Source organism: Streptomyces sp. NPDC007808 (genome assembly GCF_042868655.1).
Taxonomy (GTDB): Bacteria; Actinomycetota; Actinomycetes; order Streptomycetales; family Streptomycetaceae; genus Streptomyces.
The window spans coordinates 922,256-940,619 of the sequence record NZ_JBIAEQ010000002.1; the positions used below are offsets into that span (position 1 = coordinate 922,256).

General features: G+C 70.9%; 19 protein-coding genes. 9 read left to right on the top strand and 10 right to left on the bottom strand.

Annotated features, from left to right (window positions below; all coding sequences use genetic code 11):
* Nucleotides 1-157 precede the first annotated feature (157 nt).
* Nucleotides 158-676: a hypothetical protein gene (locus ACFYNL_RS10395; protein ID WP_388799719.1), complete on the top strand. Its 519-nt coding sequence runs from the start codon at nt 158-160 to the stop codon at nt 674-676.
* 68 nt (nt 677-744) lie between these two features.
* On the opposite strand, the gene cyaB is transcribed toward ACFYNL_RS10395, so the two are convergent.
* Both cyaB and ACFYNL_RS10405 read right to left on the bottom strand, forming a co-directional pair.
* Nucleotides 745-1,305, bottom strand: a complete 561-nt coding sequence (cyaB, locus tag ACFYNL_RS10400; protein WP_388799722.1) for a class IV adenylate cyclase — start codon at nt 1,303-1,305, stop codon at nt 745-747.
* A 17-nt stretch (nt 1,306-1,322) separates the two neighbouring features.
* Nucleotides 1,323-2,174, bottom strand: a complete 852-nt coding sequence (locus tag ACFYNL_RS10405; RefSeq protein WP_388799725.1) for a helix-turn-helix domain-containing protein — start codon at nt 2,172-2,174, stop codon at nt 1,323-1,325.
* 163 nt (nt 2,175-2,337) lie between these two features.
* Here ACFYNL_RS10405 and ACFYNL_RS10410 point away from each other — a divergent pair, with 163 nt between their 5' ends.
* The 4 genes from ACFYNL_RS10410 to ACFYNL_RS10425 all read left to right on the top strand — a co-directional run bounded on the left by ACFYNL_RS10410 (nt 2,338) and on the right by ACFYNL_RS10425 (nt 4,423).
* Complete coding sequence (locus tag ACFYNL_RS10410; RefSeq protein ID WP_388799728.1) at nt 2,338-2,709, top strand: DUF6415 family natural product biosynthesis protein; 372 nt, start codon at nt 2,338-2,340, stop codon at nt 2,707-2,709.
* Nucleotides 2,706-3,026, top strand: coding sequence for a hypothetical protein (locus ACFYNL_RS10415; RefSeq protein ID WP_388799731.1), 321 nt, complete (start codon nt 2,706-2,708; stop codon nt 3,024-3,026). Before ACFYNL_RS10410 ends, ACFYNL_RS10415 begins: the two co-directional genes overlap by 4 nt.
* A 182-nt stretch (nt 3,027-3,208) precedes the next feature.
* Nucleotides 3,209-3,676 (top strand): glycine-rich domain-containing protein, encoded by a 468-nt coding sequence (locus ACFYNL_RS10420; protein ID WP_388799733.1) that lies wholly within the window; start codon nt 3,209-3,211, stop codon nt 3,674-3,676.
* 78 nt (nt 3,677-3,754) lie between these two features.
* On the top strand, nt 3,755-4,423 hold the full coding sequence (locus ACFYNL_RS10425; protein WP_388799735.1) for a class I SAM-dependent methyltransferase: 669 nt from the start codon (nt 3,755-3,757) through the stop codon (nt 4,421-4,423).
* Between the two features lie 241 nt (nt 4,424-4,664).
* On the opposite strand, the gene ACFYNL_RS10430 is transcribed toward ACFYNL_RS10425, so the two are convergent.
* The 6 genes from ACFYNL_RS10430 to iolC form a co-directional block, all read right to left on the bottom strand.
* Nucleotides 4,665-4,817, bottom strand: coding sequence for a hypothetical protein (locus tag ACFYNL_RS10430; RefSeq protein ID WP_388799737.1), 153 nt, complete (start codon nt 4,815-4,817; stop codon nt 4,665-4,667).
* A 594-nt stretch (nt 4,818-5,411) separates the two neighbouring features.
* Nucleotides 5,412-6,914, bottom strand: coding sequence for a CoA-acylating methylmalonate-semialdehyde dehydrogenase (gene mmsA / locus ACFYNL_RS10435; protein WP_388799740.1), 1,503 nt, complete (start codon nt 6,912-6,914; stop codon nt 5,412-5,414).
* Between the two features lie 14 nt (nt 6,915-6,928).
* The gene (gene iolD, locus ACFYNL_RS10440) at nt 6,929-8,812 is read right to left on the bottom strand and encodes a 3D-(3,5/4)-trihydroxycyclohexane-1,2-dione acylhydrolase (decyclizing) (RefSeq protein ID WP_388799743.1); all 1,884 of its coding nucleotides are present in this window, start codon (nt 8,810-8,812) and stop codon (nt 6,929-6,931) included.
* The gene (locus ACFYNL_RS10445; RefSeq protein ID WP_388799747.1) at nt 8,809-9,531 is read right to left on the bottom strand and encodes a 5-deoxy-glucuronate isomerase; all 723 of its coding nucleotides are present in this window, start codon (nt 9,529-9,531) and stop codon (nt 8,809-8,811) included. The genes iolD and ACFYNL_RS10445 overlap by 4 nt, the downstream gene beginning before the upstream one ends.
* Before the next feature lie 7 nt (nt 9,532-9,538).
* Nucleotides 9,539-10,429, bottom strand: coding sequence for a deoxyribose-phosphate aldolase (locus ACFYNL_RS10450; protein WP_388799750.1), 891 nt, complete (start codon nt 10,427-10,429; stop codon nt 9,539-9,541).
* Nucleotides 10,426-11,376 carry a 5-dehydro-2-deoxygluconokinase gene (iolC, locus tag ACFYNL_RS10455; RefSeq protein WP_388799757.1) on the bottom strand — a complete coding sequence of 317 codons (951 nt, stop codon included), beginning with the start codon at nt 11,374-11,376 and terminating at the stop codon, nt 10,426-10,428. The genes ACFYNL_RS10450 and iolC overlap by 4 nt, the downstream gene beginning before the upstream one ends.
* 123 nt (nt 11,377-11,499) lie before the next feature.
* Between iolC and ACFYNL_RS10460 the strand changes: the two genes are divergently transcribed.
* The 4 genes from ACFYNL_RS10460 to ACFYNL_RS10475 all read left to right on the top strand — a co-directional run bounded on the left by ACFYNL_RS10460 (nt 11,500) and on the right by ACFYNL_RS10475 (nt 14,834).
* The gene (locus ACFYNL_RS10460; RefSeq protein ID WP_388799760.1) at nt 11,500-12,417 is read left to right on the top strand and encodes a sugar phosphate isomerase/epimerase family protein; all 918 of its coding nucleotides are present in this window, start codon (nt 11,500-11,502) and stop codon (nt 12,415-12,417) included.
* 153 nt (nt 12,418-12,570) lie between these two features.
* Complete coding sequence (locus tag ACFYNL_RS10465; RefSeq protein WP_388799763.1) at nt 12,571-13,506, top strand: helix-turn-helix domain-containing protein; 936 nt, start codon at nt 12,571-12,573, stop codon at nt 13,504-13,506.
* A gap of 482 nt (nt 13,507-13,988) precedes the next feature.
* Complete coding sequence (locus ACFYNL_RS10470) at nt 13,989-14,189, top strand: helix-turn-helix transcriptional regulator (protein WP_388799766.1); 201 nt, start codon at nt 13,989-13,991, stop codon at nt 14,187-14,189.
* A 54-nt stretch (nt 14,190-14,243) separates the two neighbouring features.
* Complete coding sequence (locus ACFYNL_RS10475; protein WP_388799769.1) at nt 14,244-14,834, top strand: GNAT family N-acetyltransferase; 591 nt, start codon at nt 14,244-14,246, stop codon at nt 14,832-14,834.
* A gap of 3 nt (nt 14,835-14,837) precedes the next feature.
* Here ACFYNL_RS10475 and ACFYNL_RS10480 read toward each other — a convergent pair whose 3' ends face one another.
* Together ACFYNL_RS10480 and ACFYNL_RS10485 are read right to left on the bottom strand one after the other, a co-directional pair.
* Entirely contained in the window at nt 14,838-15,881 is a 1,044-nt protein-coding gene (locus tag ACFYNL_RS10480) for a zinc-dependent alcohol dehydrogenase family protein (protein WP_388799772.1), read from the bottom strand.
* Nucleotides 15,882-16,069: 188 nt separating this feature from the next.
* Nucleotides 16,070-18,298 carry an MMPL family transporter gene (locus tag ACFYNL_RS10485; protein WP_388799775.1) on the bottom strand — a complete coding sequence of 743 codons (2,229 nt, stop codon included), beginning with the start codon at nt 18,296-18,298 and terminating at the stop codon, nt 16,070-16,072.
* Between the last annotated feature and the right edge of the window lie 66 nt (nt 18,299-18,364).

The following is an 18,364-nucleotide window of genomic DNA, read 5'->3' on the forward strand; positions in this document are numbered from 1 at the left end:
CGCTGTGGCTGGCCCTGGACCCCACGGTCGAGTTCCGCATCGGTGATCTCAAAGGACGCATCACTCATCAAGCATCACAACCTGGACACATCGGCTCCACGTCACACACATCAGCGCGCATGATGCACTCCACGCACGACTGATCCATGGGGGGACCATGCGCCGCGCCACCATCACTGCGGTACTTGCCGCTGGCCTACTACTCACCGCCTGCACCGGGAGCGACAGCGACAAAACCGCCAAGCCGTCCGCCTCTCCCAAGGCAACCGCCGCACCCACCGCCGAGGAATCGGCTACCTCCGATGCGGGCGCGGCGGAAGACGCGCTCAAGGAAGCCGAAGAGGACTTCGAGAAGTCACTGGACGACCTTGAGAACGCCCTCGGCGAGACCCTCGGTGTCCAGGAGGGCACCTACGAAGTTACGAACTCCCAGCCCCAGTACGACGATCCATCGCTCGCGCTTGACGACGAGTACATCACGCCGGGCACCTACACCTCGAAAGGACCGGCTGACCAGGAGCTTGACTGCTACTGGGCGCGGATGCGGAATGCGTCTGGCCAGTCCGAGTCCAGCATCGCCAACGACCTTGCTGCGGGGCGGGCAATCGTGAAGTTGACGGAAGGCGAGTTCTTCAAGACGTCTGGCTGCAAGCCGTGGACGCGTTCGGGAGACTGAGTGCACGGCTCAGGAAAGCCCCCAGCGCGGCCCCGTGGCGGGCTGCCTGGGGCATCTCGTGTCTTCACTCAAGTCACCTCGCGCTGTGCGGCTACAGCGCCCGTGTACGTCTCCCGCGTCAGGTCCCCCGGCCCGATGCCCAACTCGGTGAGCACCGCACGGATGTCGTCCAGGGCCGCGGGCACCTCGTGCTCGTTGACGATCGTCTCGATCTCCAGGAACGTGCCATCGATCTCGGGCACCCGCACGAGCGTGGCGAGCATACGCCGGCCGCGCGCCTCGAAGTTGTAGTTCCGGCAGCGCTTCTCGAACGCGATCAGTTCCACGTGCCCGAGGCCCCGAAGGATGGCGTGCGCCTGTTCCGCGTCCTCGACACGGGTCTCGTGCTCGGGCTTCGACCCAGACTCCTCGTCGACCGCCGTGCCCTTGAAAGTGAGCACCGTACAGGTGCCGTCCGCGCCGTGCACCGTACGCACCCGCAGCTCTTCGCCCGCCTTCTCCAACGAGCCGTTCGGCCGGTCGTAGTACGTGTCCCGGTACACCTCGACCCGTGCCTCAGCGCGCTCGTCCAGCTGCCGCATCACCTGCTCGGGCGCATGCACGCGTGCCTTCAACTCCGCCTCGATCACGTGAGGTTCCCTCCTCGTCAGACCGTGCGCACAGCGCCGTCGATGACCGCCTCGAACATCCGCCGGAATCCCCGGTACAGCGGGCCGTGCGGAGTCTCCATCACCTTGTACATCGCCGACTCGTGCCCCTCCCACCCAGCGTCGAACGCGCCGACGAACATCGTTCCGTCCATGCGAATGACCCGCCAGGTCGGGAGCGTCTGGTAGCGCCATACACCAACGTCGCCCGCGCCCGCGAGTTCCCGCAGCCGCGCCTCAGCGAGCCGCACGCCGCCAGCGAGGGACTCGGCAGACTCCCCGATCTCTGCCGCACGGCGGGCCAGGGCCTCGCTGTCGGGGTCGAGGAGGGCGACCCGGACGCGGAGGCACTTACCGCCCTGTTCGCGCGGCAGACAGGCGCGCAGCAAGGAATCGTTGAGCCCGATCAGCCCGAGGCCGCGTACGGCCAGTACGTCCAACTTTGTAGCTTCGCGGGCCTGCTGCTGAATCTCGGCGGCTGCGGAGTTCTGCGCGGCGTACACGCGCACGACTTCGGGGAACGCGGCGAGGTCGAACGCGGCCCCGCCGGTCCGGCGCTCCCGGCCAGCCGCAAGGCCAAGGAGGTGGCGTGCGTCGTCGGGCATGTGGAGTCCGTCGGCGATCCGCTCGTACACGTCCAGCCGTGACACCTCGCGGCGGCCGCTCATGATCTCGGAGACGCGTGCCTGCGTCATGCCGGTAGCCGTGGCGATGCGGGCCTGACTGGCGCCGGCGTACTGCTGCGTGTGCCGAAACACGGCGCCCATGTCGCGGACTCTAAGGGCCTGGCGTACCTCGGCGCGTTCCCATGCCCAGTCGGGCAGCTCGATCGGCTCTAGTGCGGTCCCCATGGCGCAGCCCCCGGCTATCCACGAAAGGGATGGAAACCCATCCCACCGTGAGATTACCGGTAGGGGATCGAGTCGACACCAAGAGTCACAAGACGCTGTCCAGGTCAAGGACCCCGGCGGCCGCGCGAACGGCCCCGGGAGTGGCCGACTGGATGGAGTCGACATGGTGCACCGTACCGCCCAACTGCCGACAGAGGCAGAGCTGGACAGAGTACCGACGGACATCACCACGATGCGCACCTCAGCCCGCCGCGCCCTCACCGAGGCCCACGACACAAACGACCTCACCACCCTCGCTCACACACTGCGCAGCCACATGCAGGTACTCATCCCCGAAGTCGAGGCCGCTGCCGGACAGCAGCCCGAGGACAGCATCCCGCGGTACTGCGCCCTCGCCTGCGTCGGCGAGGCACGGCGGAAGCTGCGCATCGGCAACGGCCAGACCCTGCCTGCCCGCGTGGCCGTGGCACAGAAGCTGGCCCGCTGCGTGAACGCCCTGTGCGACCACTACGAGAACCTCGGCGGCCTGCGATGACCCGCGTCCCCGACCTGCCGGTGCCACCACCGTTCATGTGGGCATGCCGCGAATGCGCCCACTTCCTCACAGAGCTCGGCATCGCCTTCACCCTCGCCGCCGGCCACGCCCTGTACGACGGCTCCGTCCGCTGCCAGCTGCTGCTCGCCGCTCATCTCGCGAGCCGGCATGCGGGCGACGTGCCCGACCGTCACCAGGACTGCGCGCCCTGCGACTACTACCGCCAGCGGGCCGAGACGCAGGGCATTGAGGATCTGTGGCTGGAACACCGGGCTCGTGACCTGTTCCTGCCTGCAGAGGATGCCCGCCTTCTCTGACTCCGATCTGCCATGGCCCCCGGCTCCCGGCCGCGCCGGTAGCGGGATGAACGGTGCCGCCCCCCCGTCGGGGGCGGCCGCCCAAAGCACCCGCCCGCCCTCTCAGCACCCCAACAACACGAGAGGGCGGACGGGCACTGCGCCTCCCGTAGGAGGCGTCCGTCCACACGAGGAGGAAGAGCGTGACCATCGCGTTGGAACGCCCCGTGGGCACCACCGACCCGATCACCCTGGTTGACCCCGAGGTGACCGAGCGGCTCGCCCGGCGCATCACCACCGAGCACCCTGACATCAACGATGCGACCGCGCGCCGCATCGTCGGTCAGGCCGCCGCGTTCATCGCGGCCTCGGGCCAGCAGCCCGGCAGGAACCTCGTACCGAGCGAGCTGGTCGACTACGGCTGGCACGCGTTCATCCTGCACACCATCGATTACGCCGACTTCTGCGAACGCGTCGTCGGCCGGTTCGTCCACCACGTCCCGACCGACGACGGGAACGAGCAGGCGCCGGGCGGGGCCGCAGCCGCACGCGAGCGCACCATGGCCGCGATCCAGGCCGCCGGATACACCGTCGACGCCGAACTGTGGCACTCGGCAGCCGACTGCAACCAGTGCCATGCCGGATGCCACGACAGCCCCAAGACCGGCTGACAACCCTGCATCCCCTGTAAGACACTCCAGCCGTCCGGTGTCACAGCCGGACGGCTGGCCCTATGAGCGGAGTACGACGTGACAGACACCGCGATCGCCTGGGACACCTACGCGCGGCAGCGGCCTGAGCGCCGACCAGTGAACGCCCGCGGCGACACGACCTGGTTCAACTGGACCCAGTACCCCGACCACGGGCCCGGGGCCGAACTCCTCAGTCTTCGACCCGGAGGCCGCGCCCTGGACCTCGGCTGCGGCAAGGGCGGCAACGCCGCGCATCTGGCTGCCCTCGGTATGCGAGCTGTCGGCATCGATATCTCGTGCGCGCAGCTGAGTGCCGCCCGCGAACGCTGGGCCGGCGCGCCTGGCCTGGAGCTGCACCAGGCGGAGGCCGTCACCTTCCTGCAGGATTCGGCGGAGACGTTCGACGCGATGTACTCGGTGTACGGAGCTCTGTGGTTTACCGACCCCGCCAAGCTGCTGCCCACCGTGCGTGAGCGGCTCCGCCCGGGCGGCCGTCTGGTGTTCTCGCAACGGCCTCCCGTCGAGGGCTGCTACGGCTGCCAGGCCTCGTACATCCCGCGCGGCCCCGACGATGACCCGCTCGTCGTGAAGCGCTGGGACTACGAGCCGGACGTGTGGGAGCGGGTACTGGCTGAGCATGGCTACACGGACGTGCGCGCGACGGTGCTGGCGGCGCCACCCGGACGACGCACGGTGGGGACGCTCATCGTCTCTGCCCGCGCGTGAGCCGCGCCGCCGTATGAACGCCCGCCCCATCCTTGCACCCCATGCATCAGAGGGCGGGCGGGGCACCTCGCGCGCGAACCAACTTGACCTCCCGCTCCCCCGAGGGTGCAGGACTGTAACCCCGGGATGACGGGCGCCTTGGTTCGTTGAGCATCGACGACCACGCCTGCTGCTATCCGCCGGCGGTCGGGGTTCGACCACACCCGCGTCCCGGGTGCGAGGACCCGGCTGCCTTCCCGATCTAGGACTGCAGACTGTTGAGGGAATCGATCTCCGACGACGACGCAGCCAGCAGCGCCCCCGCCGTCTCCAGACCGCCGCCCTCGATACCGGCCTCGGCGATCTGCTGCAGCAGCGCCGACGACAAGCCGCGCTTCTTCAGGTCGGCCAGCACGCCCGAGAAGGCGGTCGCCTTGTCCCTGGACGCGGTGCCAGCCCATGATGGAAGCGACCGTGACCGGGCCGCTGCCCCCCCGCACTGCGGGTGATGCGCGTCGAGCAGCAGGTGCAGCAGACAAAGGGCGGCAGCACGCGAGTCTGTCCGCCGAAGACATAGGAATCTGAGAGGGTCATTCCGCTTCCGGACGTGGTGCTACGCGCCATCGTGGCGCACCTTGCAGCACATCCGGCCGGACCAGACGACTTCCTGCTCCAGGCCCCAAGGCGGTCCTGTCGTCGCCACGCGGCTCATGGACAGCGCATGGCGACCCGCGCGCCATAAGGTCGGCCTGCCCTAGGTGGCCATGCACCAACTGCGGCAGACCTACGCCTCGCTGCTGATCGCAGCGGGCGAGTCGGTCAAGGTCGTGTCGGAGCATCTGTGACCTTGATGTGTACAGCCACCTGTTTTCCCGACTCGGAGGACCGGACGAGGCGTGCCATCGACGGGGCATACAACGCCCCGGATCAAGACGCTGCGGACTCTGGGTGGACAGGCAACACCCTCTGACCAGATTAGTGCAGGTCAGAGGGTGTGACAGGAGGGTGCTCAGTGGTTGCGCGGGAAGCCCAGGTCGACGCCGGAGGGGGCGTCGGCCGGGTCGGGCCAGCGGGTGGTGACGACCTTGCCGCGGGTGTAGAAGTGCGTGCCGTCGTTGCCGTAGATGTGGTGGTCGCCGAAGAGCGAGTCCTTCCAGCCGCCGAAGGAGTGGTAGCCGACGGGGACCGGGATCGGGACGTTCACGCCGACCATGCCGGCCTCGATCTCCAGCTGGAAGCGGCGGGCGGCGCCGCCGTCCCGGGTGAAGATCGCGGTGCCGTTGCCGAACGGCGAGCTGTTGATGAGGGCCACGCCGTCCTCGTAGGTCTCGGCACGCAGCACGCACAGCACCGGGCCGAAGATCTCCTCCTGGTACGCCTTCGCGCTGGTCGGCACCTTGTCGAGGAGCGAGATGCCGATCCAGTGGCCGTCCTCGAAGCCGTCGACCGTGTAGCCGGTGCCGTCCAGGACCACCTCGCAGCCCTCGGCCGCCGCGCCCGTGACGTAGGAGGCCACCTTGTCGCGGTGCGCGGCGGTGATCAGCGGGCCCATCTCGGAGGCCGGGTCGTTGCCGGGGCCGATCTTGATCTTCTCGGCGCGCTCGCGGATCTTCTCCACCAGCTCGTCGCCGATCGCGCCGACCGCGACGACCGCCGAGATGGCCATGCAGCGCTCGCCCGCCGAGCCGTAGGCGGCCGACACGGCGGCGTCGGCAGCCGCGTCCAGGTCGGCGTCCGGCAGGACCAGCATGTGGTTCTTGGCGCCGCCGAGCGCCTGGACGCGCTTGCCGTTGGCGGAGGCGGTGGTGTGGATGTAGCGGGCGATCGGGGTGGAGCCGACGAAGGAGACCGCCTTGACGTCCGGGTGCTCCAGGAGGCGGTCGACGGCCACCTTGTCGCCGTGGACCACGTTGAAGACGCCGTCCGGCAGGCCGGCCTCCGCCAGCAGCTCGGCGATCCTGATCGACGCCGACGGGTCCTTCTCGCTCGGCTTGAGCACGAAGGTGTTGCCGCACGCGATGGCGAGGGGGAACATCCACATCGGGACCATCGCCGGGAAGTTGAACGGTGTGATGCCCGCGACCACGCCCAGCGGCTGCCGGATCGAGGAGACGTCCACGCGGCTGGCGACCTGCGTCGACAGCTCGCCCTTCAGCTGCACGCTGATGCCGCACGCGAGGTCCACGATCTCCAGGCCGCGCGCCACCTCACCGAGGGCGTCGGAGTGCACCTTGCCGTGCTCGGCGGTGATCAGCTCGGCGATCTCGTCGCGGTGGGCGTCCAGCAGGGCGCGGAACTTGAACAGGATCGAGGTGCGCTGGGCCAGCGAGGACTGGCCCCAGGTCAGGTACGCCTCCTTGGCGGCGGCGACCGCCGCGTCCACCTCGTCGACCGAGGCGAACGCGACCTTCGTGGTGACCGCGCCGGTGGCCGGGTCGGTGACCGGCCCGTACGTACCCGACGCGCCTTCGGCGGTCTTGCCGCCGATCCAGTGGTTGACGATCTTCGTCATGCCCAGTTGCTCCTTCACAGATGGCGGCGTCGGGTCGAGACGTGCCGTTCGTACAGCTCACGCGCCTTGACCGTCGACGGTCGGGTCGCGGTCTCGGCCACAGGAACATCCCACCAGGCCTGCGCGGGCGGCGCGCCCGACACAGTGTCTGCCGTTTCGGTCTCGACGTAGACACATGTGGGAGTGTCGGCCGCGCGGGCCGCGACGAGCGCCTCGCGCAGCTCCCGTACAGTCTTCGCGCGCAGCACCCGCATGCCGAGGCTCGCGGCGTTGGCGGCCAGGTCGACGGGGAGCGGGGCACCGGTGAAGGTGCCGTCGTCCGCGCGGTAGCGGTAGGCGGTGCCGAAGCGCTCGGCGCCGGTCTGCTCCGACAGGCCGCCGATGGACGCGTACCCGTGGTTCTGCACCAGCAGCACCTTGATGGCGACGCCCTCCTGCACGGCCGTCACGATCTCCGTCGGCATCATCAGATAGGTGCCGTCGCCGACCAGCGCCCACACGGGCCGGTCCGGGGCGGCCATCTTGACGCCGATCGCGGCCGGGATCTCGTAGCCCATGCAGGAGTAGCCGTACTCCAGGTGGTACTGGTCGCGTGAGCGGGCCCGCCACAGCTTGTGCAGGTCGCCGGGGAGTGAGCCGGCGGCGTTGATGATCACGTCCGTCTCGTCGACGATCGCGTCCAGCGCGCCCAGGACCTGCGGCTGGGTAGGCCGTACGTCCGGCTCGTCGGCCTCGTAGCAGGCGTCGACGCGCTGCTCCCAGCGCTCCTTGTCCTCGGAGTACTCGCTGAGGTAGGAGTCGGCGACCCGGTGGTCGTGCATGCCCAGCGCCTCGGTCAGCTCCATGAGGCCGCTGCGGGCGTCCGCGATCAGCGGCCGGCCGGCGAGCTTGTGTCCGTCGAAGGGCGCGATGTTCAGGTTGAGGAAACGGACGCCCGCGCCGGTGAACAGGGTGCCGGAGGCGGTGGTGAAGTCGGTGAAACGCGTGCCGACGCCGATGACCAGGTCGGCGGTGCGGGCGAGTTCGTCGGCGGTGGCGGTGCCGGTGTGGCCGATGCCGCCGACGTCCTGGGGGTGGTCGAAGCGCAGGGAGCCCTTGCCTGCCTGGGTGGAGGCGACCGGGATGCGGGTGGACTCGGCGAACTCGGCGAGCGCCTCCTCTGCACGGCTGTGGTGGACGCCGCCGCCCGCGACGACCAGGGGCCTGCGGGCGGACCTGATCGTGCGCACCGCCTCGGCCAGTTCGGTCGGGTCGGCGCCCGGGCGGCGGATCACCCAGGTGCGCTCGGCGAAGAAGTCCTCGGGCCAGTCGTACGCCTCGGCCTGCACGTCCTGCGGCAGCGCGAGGGTGACCGCGCCGGTCTCCGCCGGGTCCGTCAGCACCCGCACGGCGTGCAGCGCGGAGGGGATCAGGGCTTCGGGCCGGGTGATCCGGTCGAAGTACCTCGACACCGGCCGCAGACAGTCGTTGACCGACACATCACCCGCGTACGGCACCTCCAGCTGCTGCAGGACCGGGTCGGCGGGGCGGGTGGCGAAGACATCGCCGGGGAGGAGCAGGACCGGGAGGTGGTTGATGGTGGCGAGGGCCGCGCCGGTGACGAGGTTGGTCGCGCCGGGGCCGATGGAGGTCGTCACCGCGTGGGTGGACAGGCGGTTGGACTGGCGGGCGTAGCCGACGGCCGCGTGCACCATCGCCTGTTCGTTGCGGCCCTGGTGGTAGGGCATCGCGTCGCCGTACTCGACGAGCGCCTGTCCGATCCCGGCGACATTGCCGTGCCCGAAGATTCCCCAGGTGGCGCCGATCAGGCGCTGCCGCGCCCCGTCACGCTCGGTGTACTGGGCGGACAGGAAGCGGACGAGCGCCTGTGCCACCGTGAGCCTCGTCGTCGAGGTCATCGGCAACCCCCTGTGCCTTCTGCGTGCCCTGTGCCTTCTGCGTGCTCCGGACGGAGGCGGATCCGCCACGGGGTCCCACCCGGACCGGCCATCACGTTCAAGTAGTACACGGCGTGGCCGGGCCGGGCGATCGACGGGCCGTGCCGTCCGTCGGGGACCTCCGGCGCGGCATCACCGGAGCGGACCTCCGCGAGGGTGTCGGACCCGCCCTGCTCCGGCTCGGGCCTCTCGCCGGGCCGGTTCTCGCCGTGGACCTGCCGGGTGCGGGTGCCGCTGCCCCGCCGCTCGACGGGAACCTCCGGCGCGGGGCCGTAGCGGGCGGGGAGTCTTCGCTCGCACTTCGCTCCTGCCAAAGCAAAGCGGCCACCCGCGCCGGAGGCGATCTGTGCCCGGGCGTCCCGGGGAACGTGCGCGAAGTCGCTGACTCCACTGAACACGTTCCTCCGGCCCGGGAGTTGGAACTCGTCCTTCCCGTCGTCGCCGTGGAGGCGAGCCGTGCGTCCGCCGTTCAGCGGCGGCACGGTCCGTTCGCCGTCACCGCCGGCGAAGGTGTGCGAGCAGGCCGGCTCCGGCTCGGCGATCCACCCGTCATGCGGGCAGCCCGTCATACGGGCAGCCCCTGGACCGCCTCGGGTCCCGCCGGCCCGCTCGGGATCGATGCCGACGGCGTACCGGGCGTTCGCGGTGCCACCCTCGGCGATGTGCAGCTCGCTGGTCATAGGGCCCTCACAGCAGTCCTACGGCGGTGTCCACGGCGGCGGCCACGTCCCCGTCCGCCGGGTAGAGCAACGAGCGGCCCACCACCAGGCCCCGCACCGTGGGCAGTTGAAGGGCGCCGCGCCACTTCTCGTACGCCCCCTGCTGATCCTCGGCGGAGCCCCCCACCTCGCCGCCGAGCAGCACGGCGGGCAGCGTGGAGGTCGCCATGACCTCGGCCATGTCGTCGGGGTTCTCGGTGACCGGCACCTTCAGCCACGTGTAGGCCGAGGTGCCGCCCAGGCCCGAGGCGATGGCGATGGACTTGGTGACGGCTTCGGCGGACAGGTCGTTGCCGACCCTGCCGTCGGGGGTGCGGTGGCTGAGGAACGGCTCGACGAAGACGGGCAGTTGCCGTGCGGCCATCTCGTCGATGGCGCGGGCGGTGGACTCCATGGTGGTGAGGGAGCCCGGGTCGTCGTAGTCGATACGCAGGAGCAGCTTGCCGGCGTCGAAGCGCAGGCGCTGGATGTCCTCGGGGCGGTGGCCGGTGAAGCGGTCGTCGAGTTCGAAGCTGGCGCCCTGCAGGCCACCGCGGTTCATGGAGCCCATGACGACCTTGCCGTCGAGGGCGCCGAGCAGCAACAGGTCGTCGAGGATGTCGGCGGTGGCGAGCACACCGTCGACGCCGGGCCGGGACAGCGCCAGGCAGAGGCGTTCGAGCAGGTCGGCGCGGTTGGCCATGGCCATGCTGCGGCCGCCGGCGCCGAGCGCGCCGCGGGCCGGGTGGTCGGCGGCGACGATCATCAGCCGGCCGGAGTCGCCGAGGAGGGGGCGCCGGACACGCCGGGCGGCAGCCTCCGCGATCGCCTCGGGGCGCTGGGTGCGCAGGCGGACGAGGTCCGCGATGTCGACGCTCACTTGACGGCCCCCGCGGCGATGGCGGCCTCGATCTCGTCCGGTGTCGGCATGGCGGAGGAGCACTCCAGGCGGGAGGCGACGATGGCGCCGGCCGCGTTGGCGTGCCGCATGGTCCGCTCCAGGTCCCAGCCTTCGAGCAGCCCGTGGCAGAGCGAGCCGCCGAAGGCGTCACCGGCGCCGAGGCCGTTGAGGACGTTCACGGGGAGGGGCGGCACCTCGGCCTCGTCGCCCTTGTCGTCCACGGCGAGCACGCCCTTGGGGCCCTGCTTCACGACCGCGAGCTCGACACCGGCCTCCAGCAGCGCCTGCGCGGCGGCCTTCGGCTCCCGGACGCCCGTGGCGACCTCGACCTCGTCGAGGTTGCCGACGGCGACGGTGGTGTGCTTGAGGGCCTCGGCGTAGAACGGGCGGGCGGCCTCCGGGTCCTTCCAGAACATCGGGCGCCAGTCGAGGTCGAAGACCGTGATGCCGGACTTGGCGCGGTGCGCGAGGGCCGCGAGCGTCGCCGTACGGCTGGGCTCCTCGCTCAGGCCGGTGCCGGTGACCCAGAAGACGCGGGCGTCGCGGATGGCGTCGAGGTCGAGCTCGTGGGCGTCGATCTCCAGGTCGGGGGCCTTGGGCTGCCGGTAGAAGTACAGCGGGAAGTCGTCCGGCGGGAAGACCTCGCAGAAGGTGACCGGGGTGGGCAGGCCCGGGACCGGGGTGACCCAGCGGTCGTCGACGCCGAAGCCTTTCAGGGCCTCGTGGAGGTAGGTGCCGAACGGGTCATCGCCGGTGCGGGTGATCACCGCGGTACGGCGCCCCAGGCGGGCCGCGGCGACCGCGACGTTCGTCGCCGAGCCGCCGAGGAACTTGCCGAAGGAGGTGACCTGCGGCAGCGGGACGCCGGTCTGCAGCGGGTAGAGGTCCACTCCGATCCGCCCCATGGTGATCAGGTCGTACGCCATCGCGTTCCCTTCGTATCGGCTCTCCCGCTTTGTAGTCCCAGGCACGCAGCCCTGTCAATGTTTTGTCCAGACATTCGGACCAGACCTTGACAGCGCTTGCTGCGCGCGCCGAAGCTGACCGCCATGACGTCGTTGTCACCTCAGTCCTCACTGTCCCGCATCCGCATCGGCTCGGCTCCCGACTCATGGGGTGTGTGGTTTCCCGACGACCCGCAGCAGGTCCCCTGGCGGCGCTTCCTCGACGAGGTCGCCGACTCCGGTTACGAGTGGATCGAGCTGGGGCCGTACGGGTATCTGCCGACCGACCCCGTGGTCCTCTCCGAGGAGACCTCGCGGCGTGGCCTGAAGGTGTCGGCGGGCACGGTCTTCACGGGGCTGCACCACGGTGAGGCGGTGTGGGAGAAGACCTGGGCGCACGTGGCGGACAACGCGGTGCTGGCGCAGGCCATGGGGGCGAAGCACCTGGTCGTCATCCCCTCCTTCTGGCGGGACGACAAGACCGGTGAGGTGCTGGAGCCGGACACGTTGACTCCGCAGCAGTGGCGGAACCTCACCTCGCTGACCGAGCGGCTGGGACGGGAGGTGCGCGAGCGGTACGGGCTGAGGATCGTCGTCCACCCGCACGCCGACACCCACATCGACAGCGAGGAGAACGTGGTCCGGTTCCTGGACGGGACCGACTCCGATCTGGTGTCGCTGTGCCTGGACACGGGGCACTACGCGTACTGCGGCGGGGACAGCGTGAAGCTGATCGAGACGTACGGGTCGCGGATCGGCTACCTGCATCTGAAGCAGGTGGACCCGGAGATCCTCGCCGACGTCCGGGCCAAGGGGACGCCGTTCGGACCGGCCGTGGCACAGGGCGTGATGTGTGAGCCGCCGGGCGGGGTCCCCGCGCTGGGGCCGGTGCTGGAGGCCGCGCAGAAGCTGGACGTGGAGCTGTTCGCGATCGTCGAACAGGACATGTACCCGTGCGACCCGGACAAACCGCTGCCGATCGCTCGGCGGACCCGGGCCTTCCTGAGGTCCTGCGGGGCGTGAGAGGCGCCCTTGAGGGTGCGGGGTGTGGGGGCGCGTGCGCGTGCGGGTTCTGTGTGGCTTGCCGTGCGGGTTCTGTGTGGCTTGCCGCGCGGGTTCTGTGTGGCTTGCCGCACGGTGCCCCGCACTCCTTGAGTGGCGTTGCAGCATGGGTCGATGACGAGTGCCGTGCGCGTTCGCTCGGGTGAGGGGCCTTGGGGATCCTGGGAGACGGCGGTGGCCCGGCCTGATCCACGGCTGCGGCCCGGCGTGATCGGCTATCGCGGGATGCGGCTGGCTCTGGACCGGCCCCGGGCGCGGCTGGAAGCGCCCATCGGGGCGGCGACCCTGCTGCTCGGGTTCGGAGAGCCGGTACGGATCTCGCGGGCCGGCCGGCCCACGGACACCCTGGTCTGCGTCTACTGCGGGCCGACGACCACCCCGGCCGTCGGCGAGCACAGTGGTCGGCTCGCCGGGGTCGAGGTACTGCTGATGCCCTGGGCGGCGTTCACGCTGTTCGGGACGCCGCAGTACGAACTCGCCAACCGGACCGTCGACCCCGACGAGCTTCCGCACGCCCTGGGCACCCGCGTCGGGGAACTCGCCGCCGCGCTGGCCGCGTTGCCGACCTGGGAGGCCCGTTTCCGGCTGCTGGACGACGTGTTCGCCCGCTGGTCGGACGCCGGTACGCCGTGTTCGCGGCGGGTGGTGCGGGCCTGGGCGGAGCTGACGCGCACGGGTGGAGCGATACCGGTACGGCGGCTCGCCGACGACGTGGGCTGGAGCGTACGGCACCTGGAGAACCGCTTCCGGGAACAGATCGGGCTGGGTCCGAAGGCCGCGGCCCGCGTGCTGCGGCTGCAACGGGCACGCACGCTGCTGGCGGCGGGGCGGGGACAGGCGGAGACCGCGGCGGTGTGCGGGTACTACGACCAGGCGCATCTCAGCGGTGAGTTCAAGGCGATGACGGGGTGCACACCGCGCGAGTTCACCGCCGCCCGGCGGACGCCGGGCCATGTGCCGGCGCCGGACCGGCTGACGGGTGCGGCGACGAGTCTCGCGCTCGTGTCCGAGCGGGGTGCGCTTTTTTCCAAGACCCGCGAGCCTGACTGAATGCAGGCTGTGGCCCTCGGCGAACGAGCCGTTCGAGGCGGGGGAGCTGGTGGGTCGGGTCCGGCGCAGCGGGCCCGACCCACCGTTGCGTGCCGGCCGGGCCCACCTTTGCCTGACAGCACGGGCAGCCGTCCGCGGGTCGGCCCGGCCCGCCGTTGCCTGACAGCAGGGGCAGCCGTTGTCCGATAGCACGGGCAGCCGTCCGCGGGTCGGCCGGCTGCCGGTCGGCCCGCCCGCATCTGTCAACGCGCCGCGCCCTGCCCCCGGCGCGCGCCTTTGTGGCAGCTGTGTCACAAGCGCACCCTTCCTGTCACGGGTGTCGCATGTCCGCAGGCCTTGCGTCACACCCGCTGCACAGACCCTGCCCGTGCTCACTGTGCGTCGTTGACCGGACACAGGCTTTGTGATCGCCAGCGCTGCGCACGGTCCCCCCGACGACCGCTCCCGGTCGCCACCGCGGCGCGCGCAGGGAGGTGCAAACGATGACCGACCGAATCCTCTGGTCGTACAAGGAGATCGCGGCGCACATCAAGGTGCAGCCGGACACCGTGCGGTCGTACCGCAAGCACGGGCTGCTGCCACCACCCGACCATGTGGAGGGCGGCAAGCCCTTCTGGTATCCCGACACGGTCCGGGCCTGGGTGGCCTCCCGTCCGGGGAACCGGGGCCGCAGGTCGGGCTGACAGCCGGAAAAAAATGAGCTGTGCCCCGCCCCGGTCGTGGGGCACAGTCGCCCCATGAGCGACTTCTCCGTGAAACCCGTACTCCGCGGCGAGCGGGCGCTGTTGCGTCCCTTGGTCGAGGAGGACGCGCCCGTGATGGCGCGGATCCTCGACGACCCCGAGGTGATACGGCTGACCGGCAGCCCCGACGACAAGTTCGGGCTGGACCGGCTGCGCGTCTGGTACGGGAGCCGCAACGACCAGACCGACCGGCTCGACCTCGGCATCGTGGACCGGGCGAGCGGCGAACTCGTGGGCGAAGTCGTCCTGAACGACTGGGACGAGTACAACCGCAGCTGCAGCTTCCGCATCCTGATCGGCCCCGCGGGACGCGATCGCGGCCTGGGTACGGAAGCCATCCGGTTGATCGTGGGTCATGCCTTCGAGCAACTCGACCTGCACCGCGTCTCGTTGCACGTCCTGCCCTACAACCCACGGGCCCGGCGCGCCTACGAGAAGGTCGGATTCGTCGCCGAAGGCGTCAGCCGGCAGTCGGTGTGGTTCGGGGGCGAGTGGATCGACGAGATCCAGATGTCGATCCTCGCCCCGGAGTGGGCCGCCCATCGCGGTCACCCCGACACCGCTGTCACGTCCGCCGCGTCCTGATCGTCACCTCCATGGCTCGATGACCGTCGCCCCCGCCCCCGGCGCCGTCCCCATCGCCGCCAGGGCCGAGGGCACCGCGTCCAGCCCGATCGTCGACGTCACCAGCAGATCCGGCCGCAGCACGCCCGCCCGGACCAGTTCCAGCATCGCCGGGTAGGTGTGCGCCGCCATGCCGTGACTGCCCAGCAGTTCGAGTTCGAGGGCGATGGCACGGGCGAGGGGCACCGGGGTCGTGCCGTCCGCCGAGGGCAGCAGGCCCACCTGGACATGCCGGCCCCGGCGGCGCAGACCGTTCACGGAGGCGGCGCAGGTGGCAGGGGAACCGAGGGCGTCCAGGGAGAGCTGGGCGCCCCCACCGGTCAGCTCGCGAACCGCGCCCGCGGTGTCCGGTGTGCTCGCCGCGTCCACGCACTCCGCCGCCCCGAACGTCCGCGCCAGGTCCAGAGCCTTCGGTGAGACGTCCACCGCGACGACTCGGGCGCCGGCCGCCGCCGCGATCATCACCGCCGACAGGCCCACTCCGCCGCAGCCGTGAACGGCGACCCACTCCCCCGCCGCCACCCGGCCCTGCTGCACGACCGCCCGGAACGCCGTGGCGAACCGGCACCCGAGCGCGGCCGCCGTCGCGAAGGACATCTCGGCGGGTACCGCGACCAGGTTGACGTCGGCGTGGTCCAGCGCCACGTACTGGGCGAAGGAGCCCCAGTGGGTGAAGCCGGGCTGGGTCTGCCGTTCGCACACCTGCTGGTCCCCCGCCGCGCACGCCCCGCAGCTGCCGCAGGCGCACACGAAGGGCACGGTGACGCGGTCGCCGGGACGCCAGCCCGTGACGCGGGCGCCCACTGCCTCCACGACCCCGGCCAGCTCGTGTCCGGGGACGTGCGGGAGGGCGATGTCCGGGTCGTGACCCTGCCAGCCGTGCCAGTCGCTTCTGCACAGACCGGTGGCCTCGACGCGCACGGTCACTCCGTGGGGCGCGGGGCGGGGATCGGGCACCTCACGCACCTCGGCCTCCTCCCCGTACCGTTCGAACACGACAGCCCGCATCCCGGTCTCCTTTGGTTCGCGCTCCTTGCACGCAGATCATCGCGGACGCCGGCCGCTGCGCCGCACGCGACCTGCGCCGTACGCGACCTGCGCCGCACGCGACCTGCGCCGGACACGACCTGCGCCGTCCAGCCGGTCGGCGTGGGGAGGTGTGCGGTCCCCGCGTCCTCAGGCGTGCTCCCGTGAGGTCAGCCGCGCGCGCTCACCTTCTCCCGCTCCTGTGCCGACTCGGTCACCGGGGCCACCGCCGGCTCCCCCTCGCTCAGCCCGAACCTCTGATGGAACCGCCTGAGCGGACCCGGCGCCCACCATGTCGCCCGCCCCGTCAGCCGCATCACGGCCGGCACCAGCAGGCTGCGGACGATCATCGCGTCCATCAGCACCGCCAGGGCGATGCCGAGGCCGAGCATCTTGGTGTTGGTGACCCGGGAGGTGCCTATCGCGACCATCACCACCGCGAGGATCACGGCGGCCGCGGTGATCAGCCCGCCGGTGCGCTGCAGGCCGTGGCGGACGGACTGGTCGTGGTCGCCGGTCGTGTCGTACTCCTCCTTGATGCGGGAGAGCAGGAACACGCCGTAGTCCATCGACAGGCCGAAGGCGACGCAGAACATCAGCACCGGGAGGGTCGTCTCGATCGAGCCGGGGCTGGTGAAGCCGAGCAGCCCGGACAGATGGCCGTCCTGGAAGACCCACACCACCGCGCCGAACATCGCCGTCAGGCTCAGCGCGTTGAGCACCACCGCCTGGACCGGGATCAGCACACTCCCGGTCAGCAGGAACACCAGCAGCAGGGTGACGACCGCTATGAAGGCCGCGGCCAGGGGCAGGCGTTCGGCTATCGCGTCCTTGGAGTCCACCAGGACCGCCGCGGCACCGGTCACCTCGGTGTCGAACGGGGCCCGGGCAGCACGCAGGTCGTCGACGAGGCGCTGGGCCTGCTCGTCGACCGCCTCGCCCTTCGGCTGCACCGTGAAGTACGCGTGCTCGCCCTTCACCAGGGGCCCGTCGACCCGGACCACACCGGGGAGGGCGGCGATCCGCTCCTTGTAGTCGGCGTACTGCGCCTGCGTCGCCCGGCCCTCGGTGAGCACCTCCAGGCCACCGCCGGGACTGCCCGGGAAGCCGTCGCGGATGTGTTGCTGCACCACTCGGGACTCGGCGCTCGACGGCAGCTGGCGATCATCGGCCGTACCGAACTTCACGCCCAGGAAGGGCAGTCCGAGCAGGACGAGGACGGCGGTGGTGCCCAGCGCGAAGAACGGGGCCCGGCGCATCACGAGGTTCGCCGTGCGGGTCCAGGCCCTGCCCTCCGGCGCTGCGCTCGCTCCGTCGGGCTCCGGCGACCTGCGTCCGCGCCGGAACAGCCGGCGCAGATCCAGGGAGTTGACCCGGTGGCCCAGCAGGATCAGTGCCGCCGGGAGCAGGATCAGCGCGGCCGCGGCGGCCAGCAGCACCACCGCGATGCCCGCGTAGGCGAAGGACCGCAGGAAGTACTGGGGGAAGAGCAGCATCGCCGCGAGGGACACCGCGACCGTGAGGGCCGAGAAGAGGACGGTGCGGCCGGCCGTGCGCAGGGTGGTGCCGACCGCTGTCAGGGGGTCGCCGCCGGTGGCGAGTTCCTCACGGAAGCGGCGGACGATGAACAGGGCGTAGTCGATGGCCAGGCCCAGGCCGAGGGCCGTGGTGAGGTTCATCGCGAAGACCGACACGTCGGTGAACTCGGTCAGGCCGCGCAGCACCGCGTTGGTGCCGAGGATGGCGACGATGCCGATGCCCAGCGGCAGCAGGGCCGCCACCGCGCTGCCGAAGACCATCACCAGCAGCACCAGGGTGACCGGCAGGGCGATCATCTCGGCACGGAGCAGGTCCTCCTGGATGATCGTCTGCATCTCGTGCCGCACGGCGACCGGGCCGCCGACACCGACCTCCACCGGGCCGTGCGTGCCCCGGAAGGCGGGCGCGATCCGGTCCAGGGTCTCCCCCGCCTCCTTCTCGTCGCCGGTGATGCGGGCGGCGATCAGCGCCTCATGGCCGTCCTGCGCGCGCAGGGAGGGCGACTTGGTCTGCCAGTAGGAGCCGACCCCGGTGACGCCCTTCTCACCCGCCAGGCGCTCCACCAGCCGCTTGGCCTCGGCGGCGACCGCGGGGTCGTCCACGGAGGCGCCGCCCGCGTCCACGAGGAGCAGGAGGTTGGGCTGGGAGGCGGGGAACTCGCGCTCCAGCGCCTTGGTCGCGTACGTCGACCCGGCGTGCGGATCCTCCCAGCCGCCGCTGCCCAGACGGTCGGCGACACCGCTGCCCACCAGCACGGCGAGCGCGGTGAGCACCAGGGCCACGAGCAGCGAGAGGCGGGGGCGGGCCGTGACGAAGCGGGTCCAGCCTCCGATCCCGGGTGGCCTGTTGACTTCGGTCATTGTGCGGTGTCCCCTTCACCCTGATCCATGCTGTGCGCAGCAGGGCAGCATGGAGCTGTCACTGCC

Excerpts from the sequence above, each read along its gene's own strand:
- ACFYNL_RS10395 (WP_388799719.1), top strand. The coding sequence starts at position 158 with ATGCGCCGCGCCACCATCACTGCGGTACTTGCCGCTGGCCTACTACTC.
- ACFYNL_RS10405 (WP_388799725.1), bottom strand. The coding sequence starts at position 2,174 with ATGGGGACCGCACTAGAGCCGATCGAGCTGCCCGACTGGGCATGGGAA.
- ACFYNL_RS10410 (WP_388799728.1), top strand. The coding sequence starts at position 2,338 with ATGGTGCACCGTACCGCCCAACTGCCGACAGAGGCAGAGCTGGACAGA.
- ACFYNL_RS10415 (WP_388799731.1), top strand. The coding sequence starts at position 2,706 with ATGACCCGCGTCCCCGACCTGCCGGTGCCACCACCGTTCATGTGGGCA.
- mmsA (WP_388799740.1), bottom strand. The coding sequence starts at position 6,914 with ATGACGAAGATCGTCAACCACTGGATCGGCGGCAAGACCGCCGAAGGC.
- iolD (WP_388799743.1), bottom strand. The coding sequence starts at position 8,812 with ATGACCTCGACGACGAGGCTCACGGTGGCACAGGCGCTCGTCCGCTTC.
- ACFYNL_RS10445 (WP_388799747.1), bottom strand. The coding sequence starts at position 9,531 with ATGACCAGCGAGCTGCACATCGCCGAGGGTGGCACCGCGAACGCCCGG.
- iolC (WP_388799757.1), bottom strand. The coding sequence starts at position 11,376 with ATGGCGTACGACCTGATCACCATGGGGCGGATCGGAGTGGACCTCTAC.
- ACFYNL_RS10460 (WP_388799760.1), top strand. The coding sequence starts at position 11,500 with ATGACGTCGTTGTCACCTCAGTCCTCACTGTCCCGCATCCGCATCGGC.
- ACFYNL_RS10465 (WP_388799763.1), top strand. The coding sequence starts at position 12,571 with ATGACGAGTGCCGTGCGCGTTCGCTCGGGTGAGGGGCCTTGGGGATCC.
- ACFYNL_RS10470 (WP_388799766.1), top strand. The coding sequence starts at position 13,989 with ATGACCGACCGAATCCTCTGGTCGTACAAGGAGATCGCGGCGCACATC.
- ACFYNL_RS10475 (WP_388799769.1), top strand. The coding sequence starts at position 14,244 with ATGAGCGACTTCTCCGTGAAACCCGTACTCCGCGGCGAGCGGGCGCTG.
- ACFYNL_RS10480 (WP_388799772.1), bottom strand. The coding sequence starts at position 15,881 with ATGCGGGCTGTCGTGTTCGAACGGTACGGGGAGGAGGCCGAGGTGCGT.
- ACFYNL_RS10485 (WP_388799775.1), bottom strand. The coding sequence starts at position 18,298 with ATGACCGAAGTCAACAGGCCACCCGGGATCGGAGGCTGGACCCGCTTC.